Source organism: Pseudomonas sp. BIGb0164 (assembly GCF_024810135.1).
Lineage (GTDB): Bacteria > Pseudomonadota > Gammaproteobacteria > Pseudomonadales > Pseudomonadaceae > Aquipseudomonas.
In genome coordinates this window covers 49,321-66,284 of record NZ_JANUEA010000007.1, presented here as the reverse complement: position 1 = coordinate 66,284, position 16,964 = coordinate 49,321, and the positions used below count along the sequence as shown (strand labels likewise).

The following is a 16,964-nucleotide window of genomic DNA, read 5'->3' as shown; positions in this document are numbered from 1 at the left end:
AGGAGTACGTCTGGTTGCTTCTTGTATTTCGCCATCGTGGATGACCTAGATTTACATAGTGCCGCGCATCAGGGGCGGACCGCTAAGATAGATACCTTTACGAACGTCACTTCTTTCCGTTGGCAGGCACGTACGCTGGCGGCGAATGCCTAGTGCCATTGAGATTAAGACGGACGCTGGAGGATGCATGGCTTATATGGTCGTTTTTATTGCAACGCGCTGGGGTAGTGAAGAGGGCGGCCTAAACGTCTTCAATACGGGAGTCGCCCTAGGTATGGCTAAGGTGCTTCCGAAAGGGAGTCGATGCCTTTGTTTTGTAGAAGTACTGCCCAGCGGCGATGCCATACCACCTAGAGGTATTGTTCTTCTCCCGCATGATTTCAAGCCTGACTCGATCGTCGATGATATCCGGCAGAACCTTTCGGATGTATCGGAGGGTATGGTACGTGGTGTCTTAGTCCTCGGCCACGATGTTAAGACGGGCGATCTCGCTATTCAGACAGCGAAGTTGTTAAAGGGGGGGCTTGCCAAAGTTCAGGTTTTGTCAGCGGTCATCAGCCACATGGACTACGCCGCCTATGCCCGACAGAAAGGGCATGACCTCGTGGTGGTGGAGCAACGTGCCGAGCAGCAGCGAATGATTATTGCGTCTGCGGACTTGACGTTTGCCGTCGGGCCATATCTTGCAGCTCGCTTCAGACAGTCATCTCAAAGCCAAGACGAGCGCCCTTTTCTAAAGCAGTTGACTCCAGGAGCCGCCGAAATTCAACCGGTGAATGTTGGCGAAGGGATGTTGCAGGTCTTCGTTTCGGGCCGGTTGGGGCTTTCCGATGACACCATCAAGAATGGCATTCTTTCCGTGGAGGCATTGCTACGAGCATACGACAAGGCGAGGAAAAGCAAACTTAGCTTCTTCCGAGCTAGAGGCCGACTTTTTGTCTGTGGTGTGGAAAGTGATGGAGGTTCTTCGCTCCTGTCGAAATTGGAGAGGAGGGCGGCTGAAAATGCAATGTTCTCGATTGAACCAGTGATCTTCACGCCCGAACAGCACGAAAATTACAAGCTTTTGGCTAGCTCTCACATTGCCCTGATGCCTTCATGGCACGAAGGCTTCGGTCTGACGGGGTGGGAGGCCCTTTGCGCAGGCGTGCCGCTAGTGTGCTCCAAACAGTCGGGGCTCGCCATGCTCATTGAAGAGCTCAGAATTCAGTTACCCGGACAGTCATTTAGCAACGTCGAATTGATCGAGCTTCGAGGTAGCAAAATTGCGGGTGAACCTCAGGAAAGCGATGTTGATATCTTGTCGGAAGCTATCGTTCGACTCGCTGAAAACTATGGTCAGCGTAAACACGATGCCCTTTCGCTAGCAAAGCATCTCAAGGTTAAGTTCTCTTGGGAGGACTGTGCGTTTCAAATTCTTTCTGAGACGGGTTGGCCAATGGCCAATTCAGTTTCAGTTCAGTGGACTGTTCGACGGAACATGGCTAGGGAAGCGGCCGAGGGGCGGGAGGAGGTAGCATTTTTGCTAGAGCTTTTAGACAGTCCTGACCGCGTCGACATCGGCAGAGATTGGAGTAAGTTGTGCTCGGCATTCAACTATGTGAGCGATGCCGGTAAGAGCATGAACGCCGCCGAATGCAAGACACTGCTTGCTCAGCTTAGACCTTTGGCGGACTTCATCGGTAATGTGTTGAAGCACAATTTTGGCGGCTATCCGCGCGAGACAAATGCACTCCGTGATTCCGGTGGGTTGGACGTATGCTGGAGGTACATGGCTGCATGTAAGGGAGTGTCGTCGTCTTTCAGTCAATTTACCGGATTACTGCCGACCAATCTCTTGGATGTGATCCTGTCCGACGGCTTCCTTCGGAAAGAATTGTTGTTCTACTTGTCGGATTTCTCGACCGAATTCGGCCGCTCGGCTAAATCCCTGGCGCAGGAATTCTGTCTCCACTTCCGTGAGCTGCTGACGTCGGACCTCAAACTCCAGATCCGTCTTGCCCGATTGACGGCGGTAAGGCCGGATCTGTTGATCGCATTCGAAAACGAAATGCCGGAGTCACCGGAGATGACGTTGTGGCAAGAGTTAGATGCCTATCGAGAGGAAAGCGAGCGATGTCGTACTGTGGAAATGATGTCATACGATATTGCTTATTTAATCGATAAGGATCCACTTCTCGCGCCGACGGTTCTTGCACTTACCACCTTGAGACCGCGCTACGAAGGGCAGGCAGTAGAGCAGGCAATAAGTTTTTTTAATGTATTACAAGGCCAACCGGTGACCAAGGAGTGGCGGGGTGATAAACGGCTATATGCGGCCCTGTTGAGCGTTACGATGCCTACAAGCAAGCTATTGGCTGTGCTAGAGGCGATGGCATCAGACGAGGAAGAGGCAATCCGTTGGGCTGCGCTTGATTTAGCATTTTCCCCAGTATTGCGCACACGTTTGGAGGCGGCTCATGCAGCACAGGGAGACGACTTCGGTTCGCTGCTTCGGAAACTAGGTCGTATTATCGACTTGGCGGTAACCGCCGATGGAGGGCATCCTTGGCTTGCTCGTGAGTTTTTAACTCACTTTGGTGCGGAGTTCATTGATCCTTCCCAGGGGACCGCGTCGAGACGGTTTTCCGTCTTGGACTTTCCGCAATCGCGTATATTAATTGGCCCAATGCCGGGTGTACGTTTTGAGTCGCTGACTGGCTCGGAGCATCCGGAAGTCGTGGCCGCACGAAAGGAGGTCCGCAGTTCCGTTCGGCGTGTTCTGCTTGTGCTGCCTCCGCTTTCCGTCACTTCGGGTGAATCTCGGGGTGCCTCTGCTACTAGTACGCCTCCGCTCGGTCTTGGCTTGTTAGGGACTCATCTTGCGGTCAAGGGGCACGATATCCATCTGGTTGACTGTCATCGCTTCCCCGAGTTACTGGATGACATAATTGAGCTCGCTGACAGCTACGACATAATCGGCTGCAACGTAGTGATTAGCACGTTACGTTCCACGATGGAGCTCTTCCAAGCGATACGACGTAAGACAGCCCATCCGCTACTGATCGTCGGTGGTCCTGCAGCGAACCTCGACGTATGGCGCTTCTCTGCGAAGTCTGATGAGGAAAGTGAAGCATGGGATTTTGCGATTCCTTCGGCGGCAGTTAATGCGCTGGACGATCTCCTCCAGGCGTTAGGCTCTACTGATCCATGGCCCTCAACACAGCACCTTGTAGCGAATCCGCTGAGTCAGATACTTTCATTTCGAGGTATCCGTGAATCGCTAGGGAGTCTTCCTAAGCAACTAGACCTATCCTGGATGGAGATTGACGTTGACAGGCGTATCTACCAAGGACCTGATGGTGTTTATGAACCGGCACATACCCGTGACCTAAGCGGTTCAGTCCATGAGGCGCACGTTGTGATGTCGCAAGGGTGTGATTGGAACTGTGCCTTCTGTACTGAACGGAAAGACCTCAGCGGTGGCGAACGGAGAAGGTCGGTTGAGCAAGTCCTAGCTGAGCTTGAGCGCCTTTCATCCTCCTACCGTGACCTGCGAATTCAGTTCATTGATGACAACTTGCTGCCCCAGATCTCGGCGCTGGCGACGCACGATCTTACGGGACAGGCGCAAGCCAAAGTTTGGACCAGCGCGTTCCTGAACGGCCTTCGGGAAGTCCGAGAGGGGCGCCAAGGTTCGTTCGGCTGGCGAGGAATCTTCCGGGTCGAGGACTTTTTCTCCTACGAGGAAAGTTTTGGAACGCATGAATTTGTTGCAAAGTTGGTCTCTTCCGGATGCCGCATGCTGGCATTTGGTTTGGAACATGGCGACGAAACTCGAAGGAAGCGCCTAAAGGCGGGGGCAGACTACAAGAACGCCGAAATCGTGAGCTTATTTAAGCGACTTAGGGACGCAGGTATTCAGACAAAAGCATATTTTATGATCGGTGGACAATGGGAGACGGCCGAATCGGCACTGGATACTATCCGTTTCGCGCTAGACTGCGGTGCAACGCTCGCCTATTTCGCCCTCTACAAAGAGTTCGTGAAGGCAGTGCACGTGCTAAGTGAAGAGCGCGGGCCATCCTCACGACATGATGCCTTTGCCGAATATAGCCAGATGGCCGTCGTGTGGGATGCCACCTACTCCGCTTACCTAAGTGACCCCTCTATGAAAGGCTTGTCATCTCCGGCCACTCAAATAGAGATTGAAAGCTATGCGCAGCTTGCGAAGCTGGGCTTCCGGTTCAGCGATATAGTTAAGTACAACGACCATCATGCCGACAGCGATTCTTCCAGTTCAATCTTATCGAATGTTACATGGGGTGAACCGAGCGAGTACTTCAGTATTATCGAAACGGCATATCGACGGTTCTACCTGCGTCCTGAGTTCGTTCACGAATACAGTAAATTGGTTCGTGAGGGATATTGATCCTAGGGCGTACTCTTGTCACCGGGCGCATGCTGCTCGCGCAAGATGGTCGAGGCGAGCGAACGCAGCGTTATACGAGTGGCCGTCTCAAAGTATTAGCCTTCCAACGCAGCCTAGCGCTGCGTTCCTTTTGGCGCTGATACGATTTTGACCCAGGCTGCTGATTTTGACTGAACCACATGCTGCCTCCGAGATCACCCGCAAGGTCATCATTTTTTGAATACTCGGGTGGGTCAATGAATTCCGGTAGCCTGGTTCAAAATTCCATCAGCGCCAACAGTCTGTGGGAGAAACGGAGAACCAACTGACCGAGGAGGCGATGCTGGAAAAAAGGGTAAGGCCGGCAACAAACCCGTAAGCGGATGGCGAACACACCTACCGAACTCCAGTATTTAGGGCGATGGTGTCCGCGTATTTATAAGCGGACGCGATCACCCTTATCGCGAGGACTCCATGCAACGTCCGCGTAATTCACCTAACGCAAGTCAGGCAATCAATGATTGGCCTGTTTAGGAGCCTGGCTTGCAAGGTCCTCACGTCACGGCCAATTGTTTCTTTTCGCACTCCTTGGAGTGCCAGACGGTGTAAAGCGTATCGACACGAACCTCTCCAGTCTTATAAGCATAAAAGTTTGCCGTCACCCTATGTGGCTGTGTGAGCAAACGCTGCCCCTCCTCGAACGTCCCTGCCCAGTGCGTCGCACGCTTTATGAAGCGCTTATCTATTTCGCCCTCGATGTCCTGATGGTTCGACATCAAGTGCATGCCCAGAGGGGTGGGGAATGCGACTGCGGCCAGGTCATTTGCTTGAGCAATTCGGATAGCGACATCGAAGTAGGCATCGACGATGGAAGACACGGTGTGCGTGGCTAAGAATGTTCTCACCGGATTAATCGCGCGAATGATCAGCGTATCTCTGTCTGCATCCAGCGCAGGAACTCGTTCGAAATACAGTAACGCCATTCCCGCCAGCCGCCTTTGGCCAGGAGCGAACACCAGCAAGTGCGAATGCCTCTTCTCCTGCCACATTTCGGTATTCGAGGACGTGCACAGACCAGTCGCCTCTTTGGCGAAGAATGCCGCAGGAGCCTTAGAGACGATGGCCTGCATCTGAGTTTGCAAGCCGTTCAAAGTCTTCTGCTTGAAGCGTTTTTTCTGCTTTGCGGTCCAAGACTGATAAACGTTCAAGACGACTTGGCGTGCTTTGGCCAGGGCCTTGCGTAAGTCCTCCTTCGCTGTGGCAGAGGCAGTGTTGAAACCCACATCTAGCCGGGATGCCAGAATGCCTGCTGCAACATCATCCAAGCCCTCGACGAAAGTGGCTTCCTGCGAATCCAGGGCATCTGTCAACTGAACATGGAACAGGGCATGCAGTGACTCGATATGTTGATAGGCAAGCGGATGGGCCTCTGCCATCGCAGTAATAGTCTCAGTCCCTTGATCGAACCAGTAGCGAACATTAGGTTCAGAACCGGCGATAGCCATGAGTACACCGAGGTGCAATGCCAGCGACCAGACGTCGGCAGCTACATCTTCCAACCGTTTCGGACTTAGGCCATGACAAGCTTTGTGCATGTCTTCCCGGTAGCCAGCGCTAAAGCATGCTGAAAAACGTAATGATTCCGACAGCGCCTGTAGACCGCGCGAATCCACCGCACTATCAAGCCGCTGCTCGGTTCGGTCCCAGTTCATCGAGTATTGAGCGCCGGTCACAAGACTGGCGACGTCTTTTTCGCGGCCGATCACCTCAGACCAGCGGCTACGGATTGTGCTTGAAGTGGTGTGATATACGATCGCTATCAGATCTGCCTCCAGATCGCTCAGAGCCGCCCCGCTAGGACCGCGACCGCTGAGCAGATCACCCAGAAGAGGCGCTAGATCGGCAATTCTCTGTCGAAGTTGCTCAAGTGGCTCATCGATATGCTCCATCAAACTTTTAACAAGCACACCGTTGGTCTCTGTAAGCATGTTCTTCAAGCGAGGAGCCAGTTCGACAACAATTTGTTCCAGCAGGATGCGCTTGGCCTCGCGGTAGGTCCCCAACGTCGCCTCGTCGGACGGGAACGGAATCGCCCCAATGGAGGTGACAATGCGTTGATTGATAAGTCGCTCGACACATTCTCGGTTGCCATCCAGCAATGTGAAATTCTTGCGTTCGAAAGCATCATCCAAGAGTACCCTTTGGATCTCATCGAGCACACTCCAGAACCGCAATTCGTTAATACCTGGTGCCTCTTCGTAGTACCACTTGCGCAAGGCCGGCAAGTTGGTGACACCGCGATCCTCACGGATATAACGCAGCATCGGAACCCCCAGTGGGGCCAAGGTAAGGGTCTGTTGCAAATGGTGGAATGTACGTAACTCTCCTGACTGCAGCAGATACTCAAAGCTATCAATGTGACCACCGGCTCCAGCCTGCGCCACCCATTGTGCGACGATCGCCGGCGTTTCTGCACCGACACAAGTACCGGCGATTTGCAGGCAGCGATGGAGTACGTTTGCGCCGATCCTTCTGTAGCAGTGCTGAAAATCCAGAATATCGTTTGCACTGCCATATCCGTGCTGAACCAGCACTTGCAGAAAGGCCTCCAGATCATGCTCCAACATCAAGTAGTCCTCGGCCTTGGACAACTCGGCAAATGTGAGCGAGTGAGGGACGGCAAGCAATCGCTGCAGAGCAGAGATAGGTATCGACACATCAACCCGTTCGCTCACCGAGAGAATGAGCGACTGGCAGACTTCGAGTGCAGCGACATCAGCACCGGCCGCAAGTAAGGCCAACGAGAACTCTCGGCTTGGGGTTCGCCCCGAATCGAGCAAACGTCTGAACCGGCCCATCTCGGCGGCAGACTGAAGCCTCAGCACTTCACACAGAAATGTCCATTGCTCTGTTTTTGCCAGTAGTAATTGCTCGCCGGTGGTCTCGATCAGCACCGAAAGCTGGGGACCGTTTAATTTAAGGACCGCCAGCGTGGCAGATAAGCGTTGTGGGTCGAGGCGGCTCACGGGGTACTTGAGCAATTGCACGATGGCCGTGGGGTCCGCGCCAGCATTACCCAGCACCTGAACGACTTGGCGGAATTTTCGCAGCGTATCCTGAGTAAGGCAGTTTTCGTCGTAGAACCAATCAATACGTCTCGGCAATTGTTCCAGGGCTTTCGTTGAGCGGATCATGCCCAGCTCCACTAGAACACGCACGAGAGCCCCTTTGGCGCCTCCATACTGCGTCTTGGCAACGCGATCCATTTCATCCATTCGTTGAACGCCCAGTCTGTAGCAGGCCTGCATCAAGTCGAAGTCCACGTGAACCATATCGCGCAATGCCTCGAATGTCCGAGGGGCCTCCAGCCTGAGCAACGCGAAGTCGAGAGACGGGTTGAAATAGTATTGGCCTGGTAGGGTTCGGTTGACCTGCAGCCCAAATAGCAGTTTGCGCCCCTCATGGGTGCCAATCGATTGAAGCAGCGCTTGAGCCCTTCGGGCCATGAGCCAAAAGGGCAGAAAAAACATCAGATTCTGCCTCAATTTCTCCGATTTCGTAGGCAGTAGTCGAATCTCATCAGGTATGGCCAATGCCTTACGCAACAGAGGCTCGACCTCCGGGTCTTGCGCGAGCATTTGCTCGCCGTTACACGCCAGATGCTCACGAAATGCAGTGACCTTCAGGCGAAGTCGCTGCAGGGGATGGGGCTCTTCGAGCGAGTAGCTATCCTGCACCTGCTGGGGTTTTAAGCTGTCGATGATGCGTTCACGAAACTCTCGATAGGTCTTGCGCGCATTAGCCGTTGGCTCTCTCAATTTTTCTCCTTGCGGCCTGGATGGCATTTAGAATGAAGGCACATCGCCATGTTTAGAGGCTGCCAGAAGCATTGCCTTTGTACAAACCAAAACAGGGGCTGTTTTTCCAACAACTACGGCGCGTGAGTCCTAACCGTCAGCTCAGCTCACCCGTGCGTTAGGAAGGCGCAATCCATTGATGCAGTGAAAGTATCCTGTTCGCTCGTCCGTTGTGTCGGCAGGGTATTGCCGTTGTGTAAGCGCAGCACCGTTGAATACCTGGAGGTGAGCGGTTACAGCCTAGTTGGATTGACAAGAGTGACTGCTATCAGCAGATGGCATTCGCTCAAGCCACCATGCGCAGCTTCTGAAAAACGAGCGTCTTCTGCATGAATCGCTGTTCAAGCGGCGCGATGGTATTGATGCGCTTTTCGCCACTTCGACCCTCACGCGAGGCATGAATCTTCCGAGTGATATTGTCTTAATTGCGGGCGACAGCCGATGGGACGTCGCTGGCGATAGGATGAAGCAACTCGATGCCCATGAGTTGCTGAACGCCGCTGGAAGGGCGGGCCGGGCAGGTGAGGGAGGCCAAGGATTCGTGTTAATCATCCCTAGCAAGATCATCAATATCAACGATGCGAAGAACAACATCGCTAGCCATTGGATGACGTTGCAGGGGATCTTTTCTCAATCGGATCAGTGCCTGAAAATTGATGATCCGCTAATGGGTTTGCTCGACCACATCCATTTCGGAATGCTTGAGGATAACGAGGAGTACCTCCTCGCTTGGCTTCCCGTCGGTGAAGAAGATGCCCCGGACGAGCCGGCGAAAGCGATGATCCGTAGGACTTTCGCTGCGTACCGTAAGCGCCAAGCGAACGATGTAGAGTGGATTGAAAGTCGTGCGGCGTCAGCTATGCAGCGGCGTGTCGATCTTGCTCCAAAGCAAGAGCTCTCGTGGCTTGAGCGCGTGGCGGCCTCATCCGGACTTCCATACGAAATCGTGGCGAGCCTGAAAGGGCTCATAGAGACCGGTGCGTTTTCCGGAAAATCTACCGACTGCATTCAGTCATTATTCTGCTGGATTGAAACGCGCCCAGAATGGTTGCTTCAGCTAATCAGGCCGAATGACATCGAAGGGCTTTTTGGTGGCCAATCACGGCTACGCTCAGTCGCTTGCCGACGCAGCGAGTAAGTGAGATTGATCAGTTGCTGTCGCGTCGGTGGATACCGGACTGACTTGCGCAAGGTGAGTTGGGCGGACGCTTACCGCTCAATTCGTGATTGAACGGATATAGTAGCGTCGTGTGCGCATTGTCCAATGCAATACGTTGAAAGGAGTCGACATGAAGCTGATCGCCAATCGAATTAACGGGGTACACCTGCGCGACCTATTACCTGGGGCCGAGGTCGAGGTAGATGGCGTGTTGGCTGCGGTGGCCTATGGCAGTAGTGCATCCGATATCACCCAGGATCTGGTCGGCCATTGCGTCGTTAACAAGCTGCGTCTGGACCTATGGATGCGCTACGACCACACCGTGCCCGTTTCGGTAGAGCTGCTTAAGCGCCTGTTCAAACATCAGAAAGACAATGTATTTACGCGCTTTGTCCCCGACCGCTTCCACCCCAAGGTAATTTGGTGGAAAGGTTACGGCGCCTATATTGGCTCGGCCAACCATACTGATAATGGGTGGCTTACAAACATTGAAGCGGGAGTTTTCCTGACGGCGGACGAGTTGCTCGCCAATGGCATGGACAACCAGTTGGAAAACCTCTTCGACTACCTGCGTGAACTGGAAGTAACCATCCCTATTTCGGCGGATTACATCGCTGAAATGGAGCGCTTCAACCTCTGGAACAAGGGCATCTACGACGAGTCGCGCAAGAAGCGCAGCCATCCCGAATGGGAAGGGCCGAGCTTTGTCCAAGAGAAGGCCGCCTTTGACCGACGGAAGGACAATTTCAAGCAGGAGTGGTTAGAAACGCTCGGTATTCTGCAGAGCATTCAGCAACAACTGGGAGACTACCGACCCAAATGGGTGAGTGCCGATGTCCCAAGTGCTTGGCATGTCGATCAATTTCTGCATGGTTACTATTACAATCATGTCGGTGACGCCCAGCGCAAGCCATACGAGGACTTCCACGAAAACCATCGGGCCAACCCGCAGGCTGCACTGGAGGTTGAACTGAGGTGGTGGAAGTCTTTGTCGGAAGCGCCATCGTACGAAGACTACGCGCTTTATGAGAGTGCACCGGCGGTGCGTGAGTTGCTGGCCCAGGACAGGGTGCTCGAATTATCTAGTGAGGAATTCGCCGTCCTGTGTCGCAACACCCACGCGACCATGGAGCACATAATAAAAGTGCCAACCGCCGAGCTTGGCTTTCCTGAGCTGAAGACGCTGGACAGGGAGTCACGTGTGCGGCCCTTTGCCGAACTCATCCTGCGTCAGCGCAACCGCAAGGGATGGGATGTTCGTAAACTACTCCACCATGTGCTCTACGAAGGGCAAGATAATGAGATCTGGTTGCGCCTGTACCATGCTGGGCGCGACTGGGATTACAGCATCCCACGCTATGGCCTGAATTCTCTAGCCGAGGTGATCGGCTGGGCCCGGCCGGAAGTGGTCCCACCGCGCAACGGTCGCACCAGCAAGGCGTTGAGAGCACTGGGCTACGATGTGAAGGTTTATTGAATTCCACAGCACAGTTGCCACGTTCAAGCGCTGTATCGCTTGGCGGATAGTTGAAATATTCAGTGCAGGAGCGTCTGCTAGTGGCCGATAGCTTCTGCTTGCTGGGCGCGCGTCCAGTTGCCACCGGTCTGACAAATGCTCCTTTCTGGCTTGTCGGGTTGGGCGCAAAAAAAACCAATGCCACCATTGCGATGCGAACCGTTTGTTACGTCGCTCAATCGCTTCCAAAATGGGCACACTCTCCAGACTTTAGAGGGATTACCTCCACGATCTGCTGTATTAGCATCCATTCAGATTAGCATCCATTCAGCCCTGGACCGTTAAAACGGACTAGCATAGAGGCGTTGACCGAGCGCGAGGTTTGGCCAGCCACCATTGGCGTAGGGCTAGAATGTACAAAATTTGCGCCAGATGCCGGGAGCCTTTCCAGTCGATTTCAGCACGTGTACTGCGATAGCGCTGTTTCGAGTTGCTCGCGGACATGACAGCGAAGGTGCGCGGGCGACACGACTTCGACGTCTGCGGCATTGCTCATCAGGAATAATCTAAGACCCTGAGTGTCGAGCAATTCACACCGCAGCAACCATCTATCGCCATCTCTTTCGACCTGTTGATTCGCCGCAAGCGCGTTTTCCGTAAGGCGATTGTGAAGGTTCTCCTTCAACCGCAACACCAACTCTATCGTCTCGTTCGCGTGGACAGAAATTAGGTCTCGCTGAACCTCGATGGAGCGAACGTCATAGCCTTCAGGTTCTTGGATAGCATCCCTCGCCACCCGCACGTCCACCATCCGATGCAACATCAGCGCACAGGTTTTACCAATCCCGTTGCTGCTGTACTTTCCTCTTGGCAAGCCAGGATCGGGCGCCTCTCCATGCCAGGTCTCCTTTGCTACAAATGCTGACAGGTAGATGTTGCTGTCCTGGTACGCGAGCGCGAGCGGTTTCAGAAGGTAGGAGCACTCCACGCCGTTGGCATCTCGAGGTCTATAACGCACGGTCAGGCTATGATCGTCGATCATTGCACCTTGTATGAGCTTGAGGTGCTCATGGTCATGTTGCCCATGCTCCAGCACAGTGAACCGCGTGCCAGTGATGATGCGACCCTCGGCGACTAAATGCCGGGCTGATCGAGACTTCAGCTCCCAGGCCGCGTACTCGCGCAGCTTTGTAAGCTCTTTCGTGTCCATCCAGAAACCGAAGCGTTCAGCATGTTGGAAAATAGCGCTAAGGGTCATCGATTCTTGCGGCGAAAGCGCCAAGTCAAAACTGCCCTTGCCCAATTTCCAGCGATGCGCTCTGCGTCGCTGTCCTGATTCTTCGGGTACTTTTTCTACAAACCCTTCCGCCTTCAACTCAAACAGGTCACGCCGAGTTGTCCTCGGATTGGCGGTACCGTCCGCCCATTCGAGCAACTCTTGATGCAACTCCTCGGTCGACAAAGCGCGGCCTGCACGTTGGAGAATCTTGCGCAAATATTTGCGCCGCTTTTCTCGGTGTTCAGTTTCATCTGAAATAATTCGCATAATTTTTCAACTCGGACAAATCAGTGTCTAGTAGGGCTGCATCATAGCCCCGCTGGCACGCAATTGGGCGTTGAATATGCCAGCCCACAGGAGCATTCATGAACACTAAACACCCCTACGCTAAGCTTGATCACGTCCCCGAATTCATCGACTGGTTGGCGGGTCATCTTGATTCGGACACGCTCATCACGCATGAGTACGTTGATCGTCGCTCGGGAGTACGGTGGTCGTGTAACAGCCTGTACGGCGCGTTTACCTCGTATTGCTGGAATCACCCGGGTAATACCCGCCTCGCGTTCAACCCAGGGGTTAGCGCTGCCAGCAACGAAATGGCGCTGTCCGCACTGCGCGCAGACTTGATCGCTGCTGGCAGCAGCGATGCGTTGATCCTCCAGGCGTCCCTCGACGTCATGGCCTGGGGAGGTGTCACCTCCCGCAACAACGAATGGTTGAAAGCCAACAAGACTGGCCTTGCAAAGATGATTTCGGATGTCGCTACAGCATTGGTAGACAATGATCCCGACGCCCCGATTCTTCGTAATCAATCGCTGCGCTTCAATTCGGGAATGACCAAAATCTATTCGTTGCTTTGCCCTGATTTCATCATCTACGACAGCCGGGTAGCCGCTGCATTGGGATTGCTGGTGGTCAAATACTGCAATGTCAAATGCCTGACGAAAGTTCCGCCGGCGCTTAATTTCCCTTGGGCCGGGGCGAAAGAGTCGACCACTGCTCTCGCACCTAAACGCCGTAACCCAAGTATCGGAAGTCTTCAGTTCAAACGCCTGCGCTCAGGGTCGCATCACGCACGTTGGAACATGCACGCCAGCTACGTGCTCAGCCAAGTGGCAAAACATCCTCTCTGTTCTGGGAGTCCTTTCCGGGTCGGTAAAACAACCCAACAAACACTTCGCAGCATCGAACAGGCTCTGTTCAGTATTGGGTATGACTTGCCGGTGAACGACTGACCACCATTGCTTTGGTGAAACGATCTCACAAGTCACCCTGCTGGAGGAGGCGAGGGGGCGTCCTGCGCCCTTGCGCCCCCACTAACTTAAATCGGAGGCCCCAATGGCCGAGATGACCTCGCTGCAACTCATGATTGTCGAGTTGGCGAAAAGCGGTATTAGTTCGTCGGCGCTCAAATCTGCTGTCCTAAGCGTTCACCCACACCTGAACGATGGTGCTTACTTGGGGGAATTGGCCACCTTGCAAGTCGAAGGCTGGCTTGTTGGTGAAGAGGCGGAGGGCGCTTGGTTTTTCACGTCTTTCGTCGACGACGTGGTCGCTGACCGGGTACCTGAGTACAGCCCGGAGTTCGCCGAAATGATTGTGGCCGCGGATTGTGGCAACTGGACCGAATTGGACCCGGATGAACTCATAGCGCAGTTGGATGAAATGCTCAGAAAGGCAAACGCCCGGCGTTCGGGAAAAGCGTAGCGTTGGATTTACAGAGCTCCGTTGTTGTCTTCACCCTGACAACGCACAGAATAATGGAGTGACAACGCTCCATTCACCATCGGGGGATCCTAAAAATGGAGTGACAGCGCTCCAGTTAGGCCTTTCGCTACGCTAAAAATATTACTAAAGTGCCACTATCTAATAGCGAGATGATGGCAATGAATATCCTCACGCCTCAACCCATTCAGGTTTCGCTCGGCCAATGGTTTAGCCGCAACCTATCCTCCGTTCTCGCTGTCGCAGGTGCGCTGCGGGAAACGCAACACGATGCCGACGGCCCCGGGCCTTTGTCCGCGGTGCAGATCCAGCAGCAAACCGGCATCGCTCGTAGCACGCTGCGGGCCCTGAAATCACCAGCGCAAGGTAGCGATGCCAACCCGGACCTGAGCACTATCGAGCGTCTTGCCCAGGCTCTGGGGGTGCCACCTGCTTTCCTGTTGATGCGCCCCCAGGACTGGGCACTGCTGGCCAGCGCGATCGGCAACAGTGGCGATTACTTGGTTGCAGCTCACAAGTTGGAGGCCGAAGAGCGGCTTCAAGAGATTAATCCGGTGGAAAAGGTCTTGCGCGAATGCAAGGTCCATCCGGATCAGCGCCCCAGTATTGTGGGTGCCTCGCCGGAAGTTGCCCGGGCCAATGCCCGCGATGAGTGGCGTAGACGCGCATGTCTCAAGCTCGATGCGCTGATGCTGCGCGAGATTTCAAAATCCGGCCCACGCAAGTGGTTGGCCGCGATAGCGGGCGCCTGGGTCAGCCAGACCACGCCACACGATCCTTCTTCTAGCGAACAATAAGGAGTGCCGGGATGCCGATCATTCACGACCCCGATCTTGCCGATGTATTGATGAGTGCCAGCGCCGACGACGTGGGCCTGTTGATAGATGTGATCACCGACAACGGCAAGGGCCGCATCTCCCTGTCATCTTCAGTCTGTCGTCAGTTGATGTCCGACAAGGACAAGGGTGTCGGCGAGTCGACCCGGGCTATTTTCGCCGAGGAGCTTACCCGCTTTGGCGGCAACTCACTGGTCAACCTGTTCCGCGGCGGCAGTGGTGTGCCGTACCGCGAGCTGTTGGCTGATGTGGCCGGGCACGTCGGCGCGAAGAACAAGGCGAGCGCCAGCTGCGCCGAGATGGAAATGGCGATCATCACCAAGGTATTCGCCCAGTCCCTGGCGCGGATGAGCGAGGAAGACCGCAAAACACTGTTCGAATCCCTGGGCGGACTGACGTACCGACCCGGCATGGGGCCGGGGGCATTGGCGGCTTTGCTGGCTTCACTCGGTAGTTCCGGGTTGGCTTCCTACAACGTGGCGGCGGTGGTCGCCAGCGCGACCATGAGCAGCCTGGTAGGGCGTGGCGTGGTGCTGGCGGGTTCGAGCACCCTGGGTCGTGGTCTAGCAGTGCTGGCTGGCCCGGTGGGCTGGGCCATCACCGGGATCTGGACGGCATTCGACCTAGCAAGCCCGGCGTACCGGGTCACCGTGCCCTGCGTCATCCAGATCGGCCATATGCGCCAGAAGATGTTGCTCAAACCCACCTGTCCCGGTTGCCACGCGATAGTCGCGGCCGGCGCCAACTTCTGTGGCAAATGCGGGATACGCCTGGGCGCCTGATGCCCACTTTAGACGACCAAGGAGTGAGTCAATGAACCCTGTGATTTCCCCTCTCGAATTTCTCCTGACCAACGTCATCTGCTTCGCCGCTGGCGCGGCCACGGTGGTCGCGCTGAACCTTGCGGCGAAAGCCGTGCATGCCTCCGGCAAACGCGCCGCGCAGAGCGCCACCTGAACCAACGGATTGAGTAGGAGCGAGAACCGTGTACAGCAACCATCACGCCAAGCGACTGGTATCCCTCAAGGGGGAAATCATAAAGATCAATGCAGACATCCAGAATCTGCGTGCCGACCTCGAATGGTTCGAGCGATTCGACCAGGAGAGCAACCATAGCAGGCTCGCTCAGGTGCAACGGGAAACTCTCGCCGCGCGGGAGCAGCTTGCCAGGGTCGAACAGAGCATCAAGGCCAGCCGCGCTGAGCTGAACAGCGCCAAGGGCGTTGCCGAGGCGGGCTGGTCGCCGTTGCACTGGTTTTCCAGTGAACGGCGCGTGGCTGAGCGCCAGGTCAGCACCCTGCAGGAGCGGCTGGCGCAGTTCAAGAGCCGGCAAGAGGGCTTGGTATCCGGGCTCGGCGAAAGCGAACGGGAGCAGCTGCGCTTGAGCGCCAATTCGCGGCGATACCAGGGCTTCGATTCATTGCAGGCCAAGGCCACCATCACGCAACTGGACAACGACGTGCAACGCCTGCAGGGCGTCGCCGACGAAGTCAGAAAGGCCAGCGCCCACTGGGAGGCGGTGGCCGGAGAGGTGTATCGCAATTGGAAAACTACTCATGACCAGTTGCGGGCGACGGAGCGGGACATCATCGATGCCGAATGCTTCATCAACCAGTTGGACAATGCGCAAAGCTCATTCGATAAAAGGATGGCCCATGACGAATGTGAAAACCGCTTTGGTGTCGGGCAACGCAGTCCGGATAGGGTGTTGAAGGATCGGCAATTCCACCAGCGCAAACTGGAACGGGAAGAGGAAAAACGCAAGCGCCGCCTGCGCGACACCATTCGCCTGCTGGAAAACGAAATCCGCAACTTGGTGGTAGATGGCAATAATCTTTGCTACCTGAACGAAGCGGGCGGAAAACGGCGCTTCATCGGTCTGGAGGTGCTCAAGACACTTGTGCCTCACCTGGCCGCGACTTATGGCGTGACTTTGGTCTTCGATCCGGGCATCCGCCGCCAGCTCGATATGAGCGACAACGCACTCCAAGCGATGTTTCCGCAGGCCCGGGTACTGGTTATGCCGCCCACCCTCACCGCCGACCATCCGGTGCTGGCCGCCGCGGAGTTCGATGTCGAGACCTATGTGATCAGCAACGACCACTACAGCGATTACCCGGACATGGCTGCGGTCCGAGAGGATCGGGTACTGCATACAGTGGTCCATCGCGACTCCGTGCAGATCCCGCAACTGCAGGTATTGCAGCCTTACTGATGCCCCACGCGACCGGTGACTACCGGTCATGTGCAACCCACGCCTGT

General features: G+C 55.0%; 11 protein-coding genes. 9 read left to right on the top strand and 2 right to left on the bottom strand.

The window, feature by feature from the left end; all coding sequences use genetic code 11:
* The first annotated feature begins 187 nt into the window (after window positions 1–187).
* On the top strand, window positions 188–4,411 hold the full coding sequence (locus M2394_RS19020; protein WP_259173535.1) for a B12-binding domain-containing radical SAM protein: 4,224 nt from the start codon (window positions 188–190) through the stop codon (window positions 4,409–4,411).
* 533 nt (window positions 4,412–4,944) lie between these two features.
* Here the strand turns inward: M2394_RS19020 and M2394_RS19015 are convergent.
* Complete coding sequence (locus M2394_RS19015) at window positions 4,945–8,208, bottom strand: hypothetical protein (protein WP_259173534.1); 3,264 nt, start codon at window positions 8,206–8,208, stop codon at window positions 4,945–4,947.
* A 301-nt stretch (window positions 8,209–8,509) separates the two neighbouring features.
* Here M2394_RS19015 and M2394_RS19010 point away from each other — a divergent pair, with 301 nt between their 5' ends.
* A complete protein-coding gene (locus M2394_RS19010) occupies window positions 8,510–9,385 on the top strand; it encodes a helicase-related protein (protein ID WP_310522024.1) in 876 nt (291 codons plus the stop codon).
* Window positions 9,386–9,536: 151 nt separating this feature from the next.
* On the top strand, window positions 9,537–10,883 hold the full coding sequence (locus M2394_RS19005) for a phospholipase D family protein (RefSeq protein WP_259173533.1): 1,347 nt from the start codon (window positions 9,537–9,539) through the stop codon (window positions 10,881–10,883).
* A 436-nt stretch (window positions 10,884–11,319) separates the two neighbouring features.
* Here M2394_RS19005 and M2394_RS19000 read toward each other — a convergent pair whose 3' ends face one another.
* Complete coding sequence (locus M2394_RS19000; protein WP_259173532.1) at window positions 11,320–12,408, bottom strand: YafY family protein; 1,089 nt, start codon at window positions 12,406–12,408, stop codon at window positions 11,320–11,322.
* A 98-nt stretch (window positions 12,409–12,506) separates the two neighbouring features.
* On the opposite strand from M2394_RS19000, the gene M2394_RS18995 reads away from it, so the two are divergent.
* From M2394_RS18995 to M2394_RS18970, 6 genes are all read left to right on the top strand, one after another.
* A complete protein-coding gene (locus tag M2394_RS18995; RefSeq protein WP_259173531.1) occupies window positions 12,507–13,376 on the top strand; it encodes a hypothetical protein in 870 nt (289 codons plus the stop codon).
* A gap of 103 nt (window positions 13,377–13,479) precedes the next feature.
* Window positions 13,480–13,848, top strand: a complete 369-nt coding sequence (locus tag M2394_RS18990; RefSeq protein ID WP_259173530.1) for a hypothetical protein — start codon at window positions 13,480–13,482, stop codon at window positions 13,846–13,848.
* Between the two features lie 179 nt (window positions 13,849–14,027).
* Window positions 14,028–14,663: a helix-turn-helix transcriptional regulator gene (locus tag M2394_RS18985; RefSeq protein ID WP_092254351.1), complete on the top strand. Its 636-nt coding sequence runs from the start codon at window positions 14,028–14,030 to the stop codon at window positions 14,661–14,663.
* An 11-nt stretch (window positions 14,664–14,674) separates the two neighbouring features.
* The gene (locus M2394_RS18980) at window positions 14,675–15,484 is read left to right on the top strand and encodes a ubiquinol-cytochrome C chaperone family protein (protein WP_092254160.1); all 810 of its coding nucleotides are present in this window, start codon (window positions 14,675–14,677) and stop codon (window positions 15,482–15,484) included.
* A 31-nt stretch (window positions 15,485–15,515) separates the two neighbouring features.
* Window positions 15,516–15,659, top strand: coding sequence for a hypothetical protein (locus M2394_RS18975; RefSeq protein WP_164488184.1), 144 nt, complete (start codon window positions 15,516–15,518; stop codon window positions 15,657–15,659).
* A gap of 28 nt (window positions 15,660–15,687) precedes the next feature.
* Window positions 15,688–16,917 carry a hypothetical protein gene (locus M2394_RS18970; protein WP_259173529.1) on the top strand — a complete coding sequence of 410 codons (1,230 nt, stop codon included), beginning with the start codon at window positions 15,688–15,690 and terminating at the stop codon, window positions 16,915–16,917.
* Window positions 16,918–16,964: the final 47 nt, after the last annotated feature.

Coding starts and splice junctions, on each gene's coding strand:
- M2394_RS18995 (WP_259173531.1), top strand. CDS start 12,507: ATGAACACTAAACACCCCTACGCTAAGCTTGATCACGTCCCCGAATTC.
- M2394_RS18990 (WP_259173530.1), top strand. CDS start 13,480: ATGGCCGAGATGACCTCGCTGCAACTCATGATTGTCGAGTTGGCGAAA.
- M2394_RS19000 (WP_259173532.1), bottom strand. CDS start 12,408: ATGCGAATTATTTCAGATGAAACTGAACACCGAGAAAAGCGGCGCAAA.
- M2394_RS18975 (WP_164488184.1), top strand. CDS start 15,516: ATGAACCCTGTGATTTCCCCTCTCGAATTTCTCCTGACCAACGTCATC.
- M2394_RS19020 (WP_259173535.1), top strand. CDS start 188: ATGGCTTATATGGTCGTTTTTATTGCAACGCGCTGGGGTAGTGAAGAG.
- M2394_RS19005 (WP_259173533.1), top strand. CDS start 9,537: ATGAAGCTGATCGCCAATCGAATTAACGGGGTACACCTGCGCGACCTA.
- M2394_RS18980 (WP_092254160.1), top strand. CDS start 14,675: ATGCCGATCATTCACGACCCCGATCTTGCCGATGTATTGATGAGTGCC.
- M2394_RS18985 (WP_092254351.1), top strand. CDS start 14,028: ATGAATATCCTCACGCCTCAACCCATTCAGGTTTCGCTCGGCCAATGG.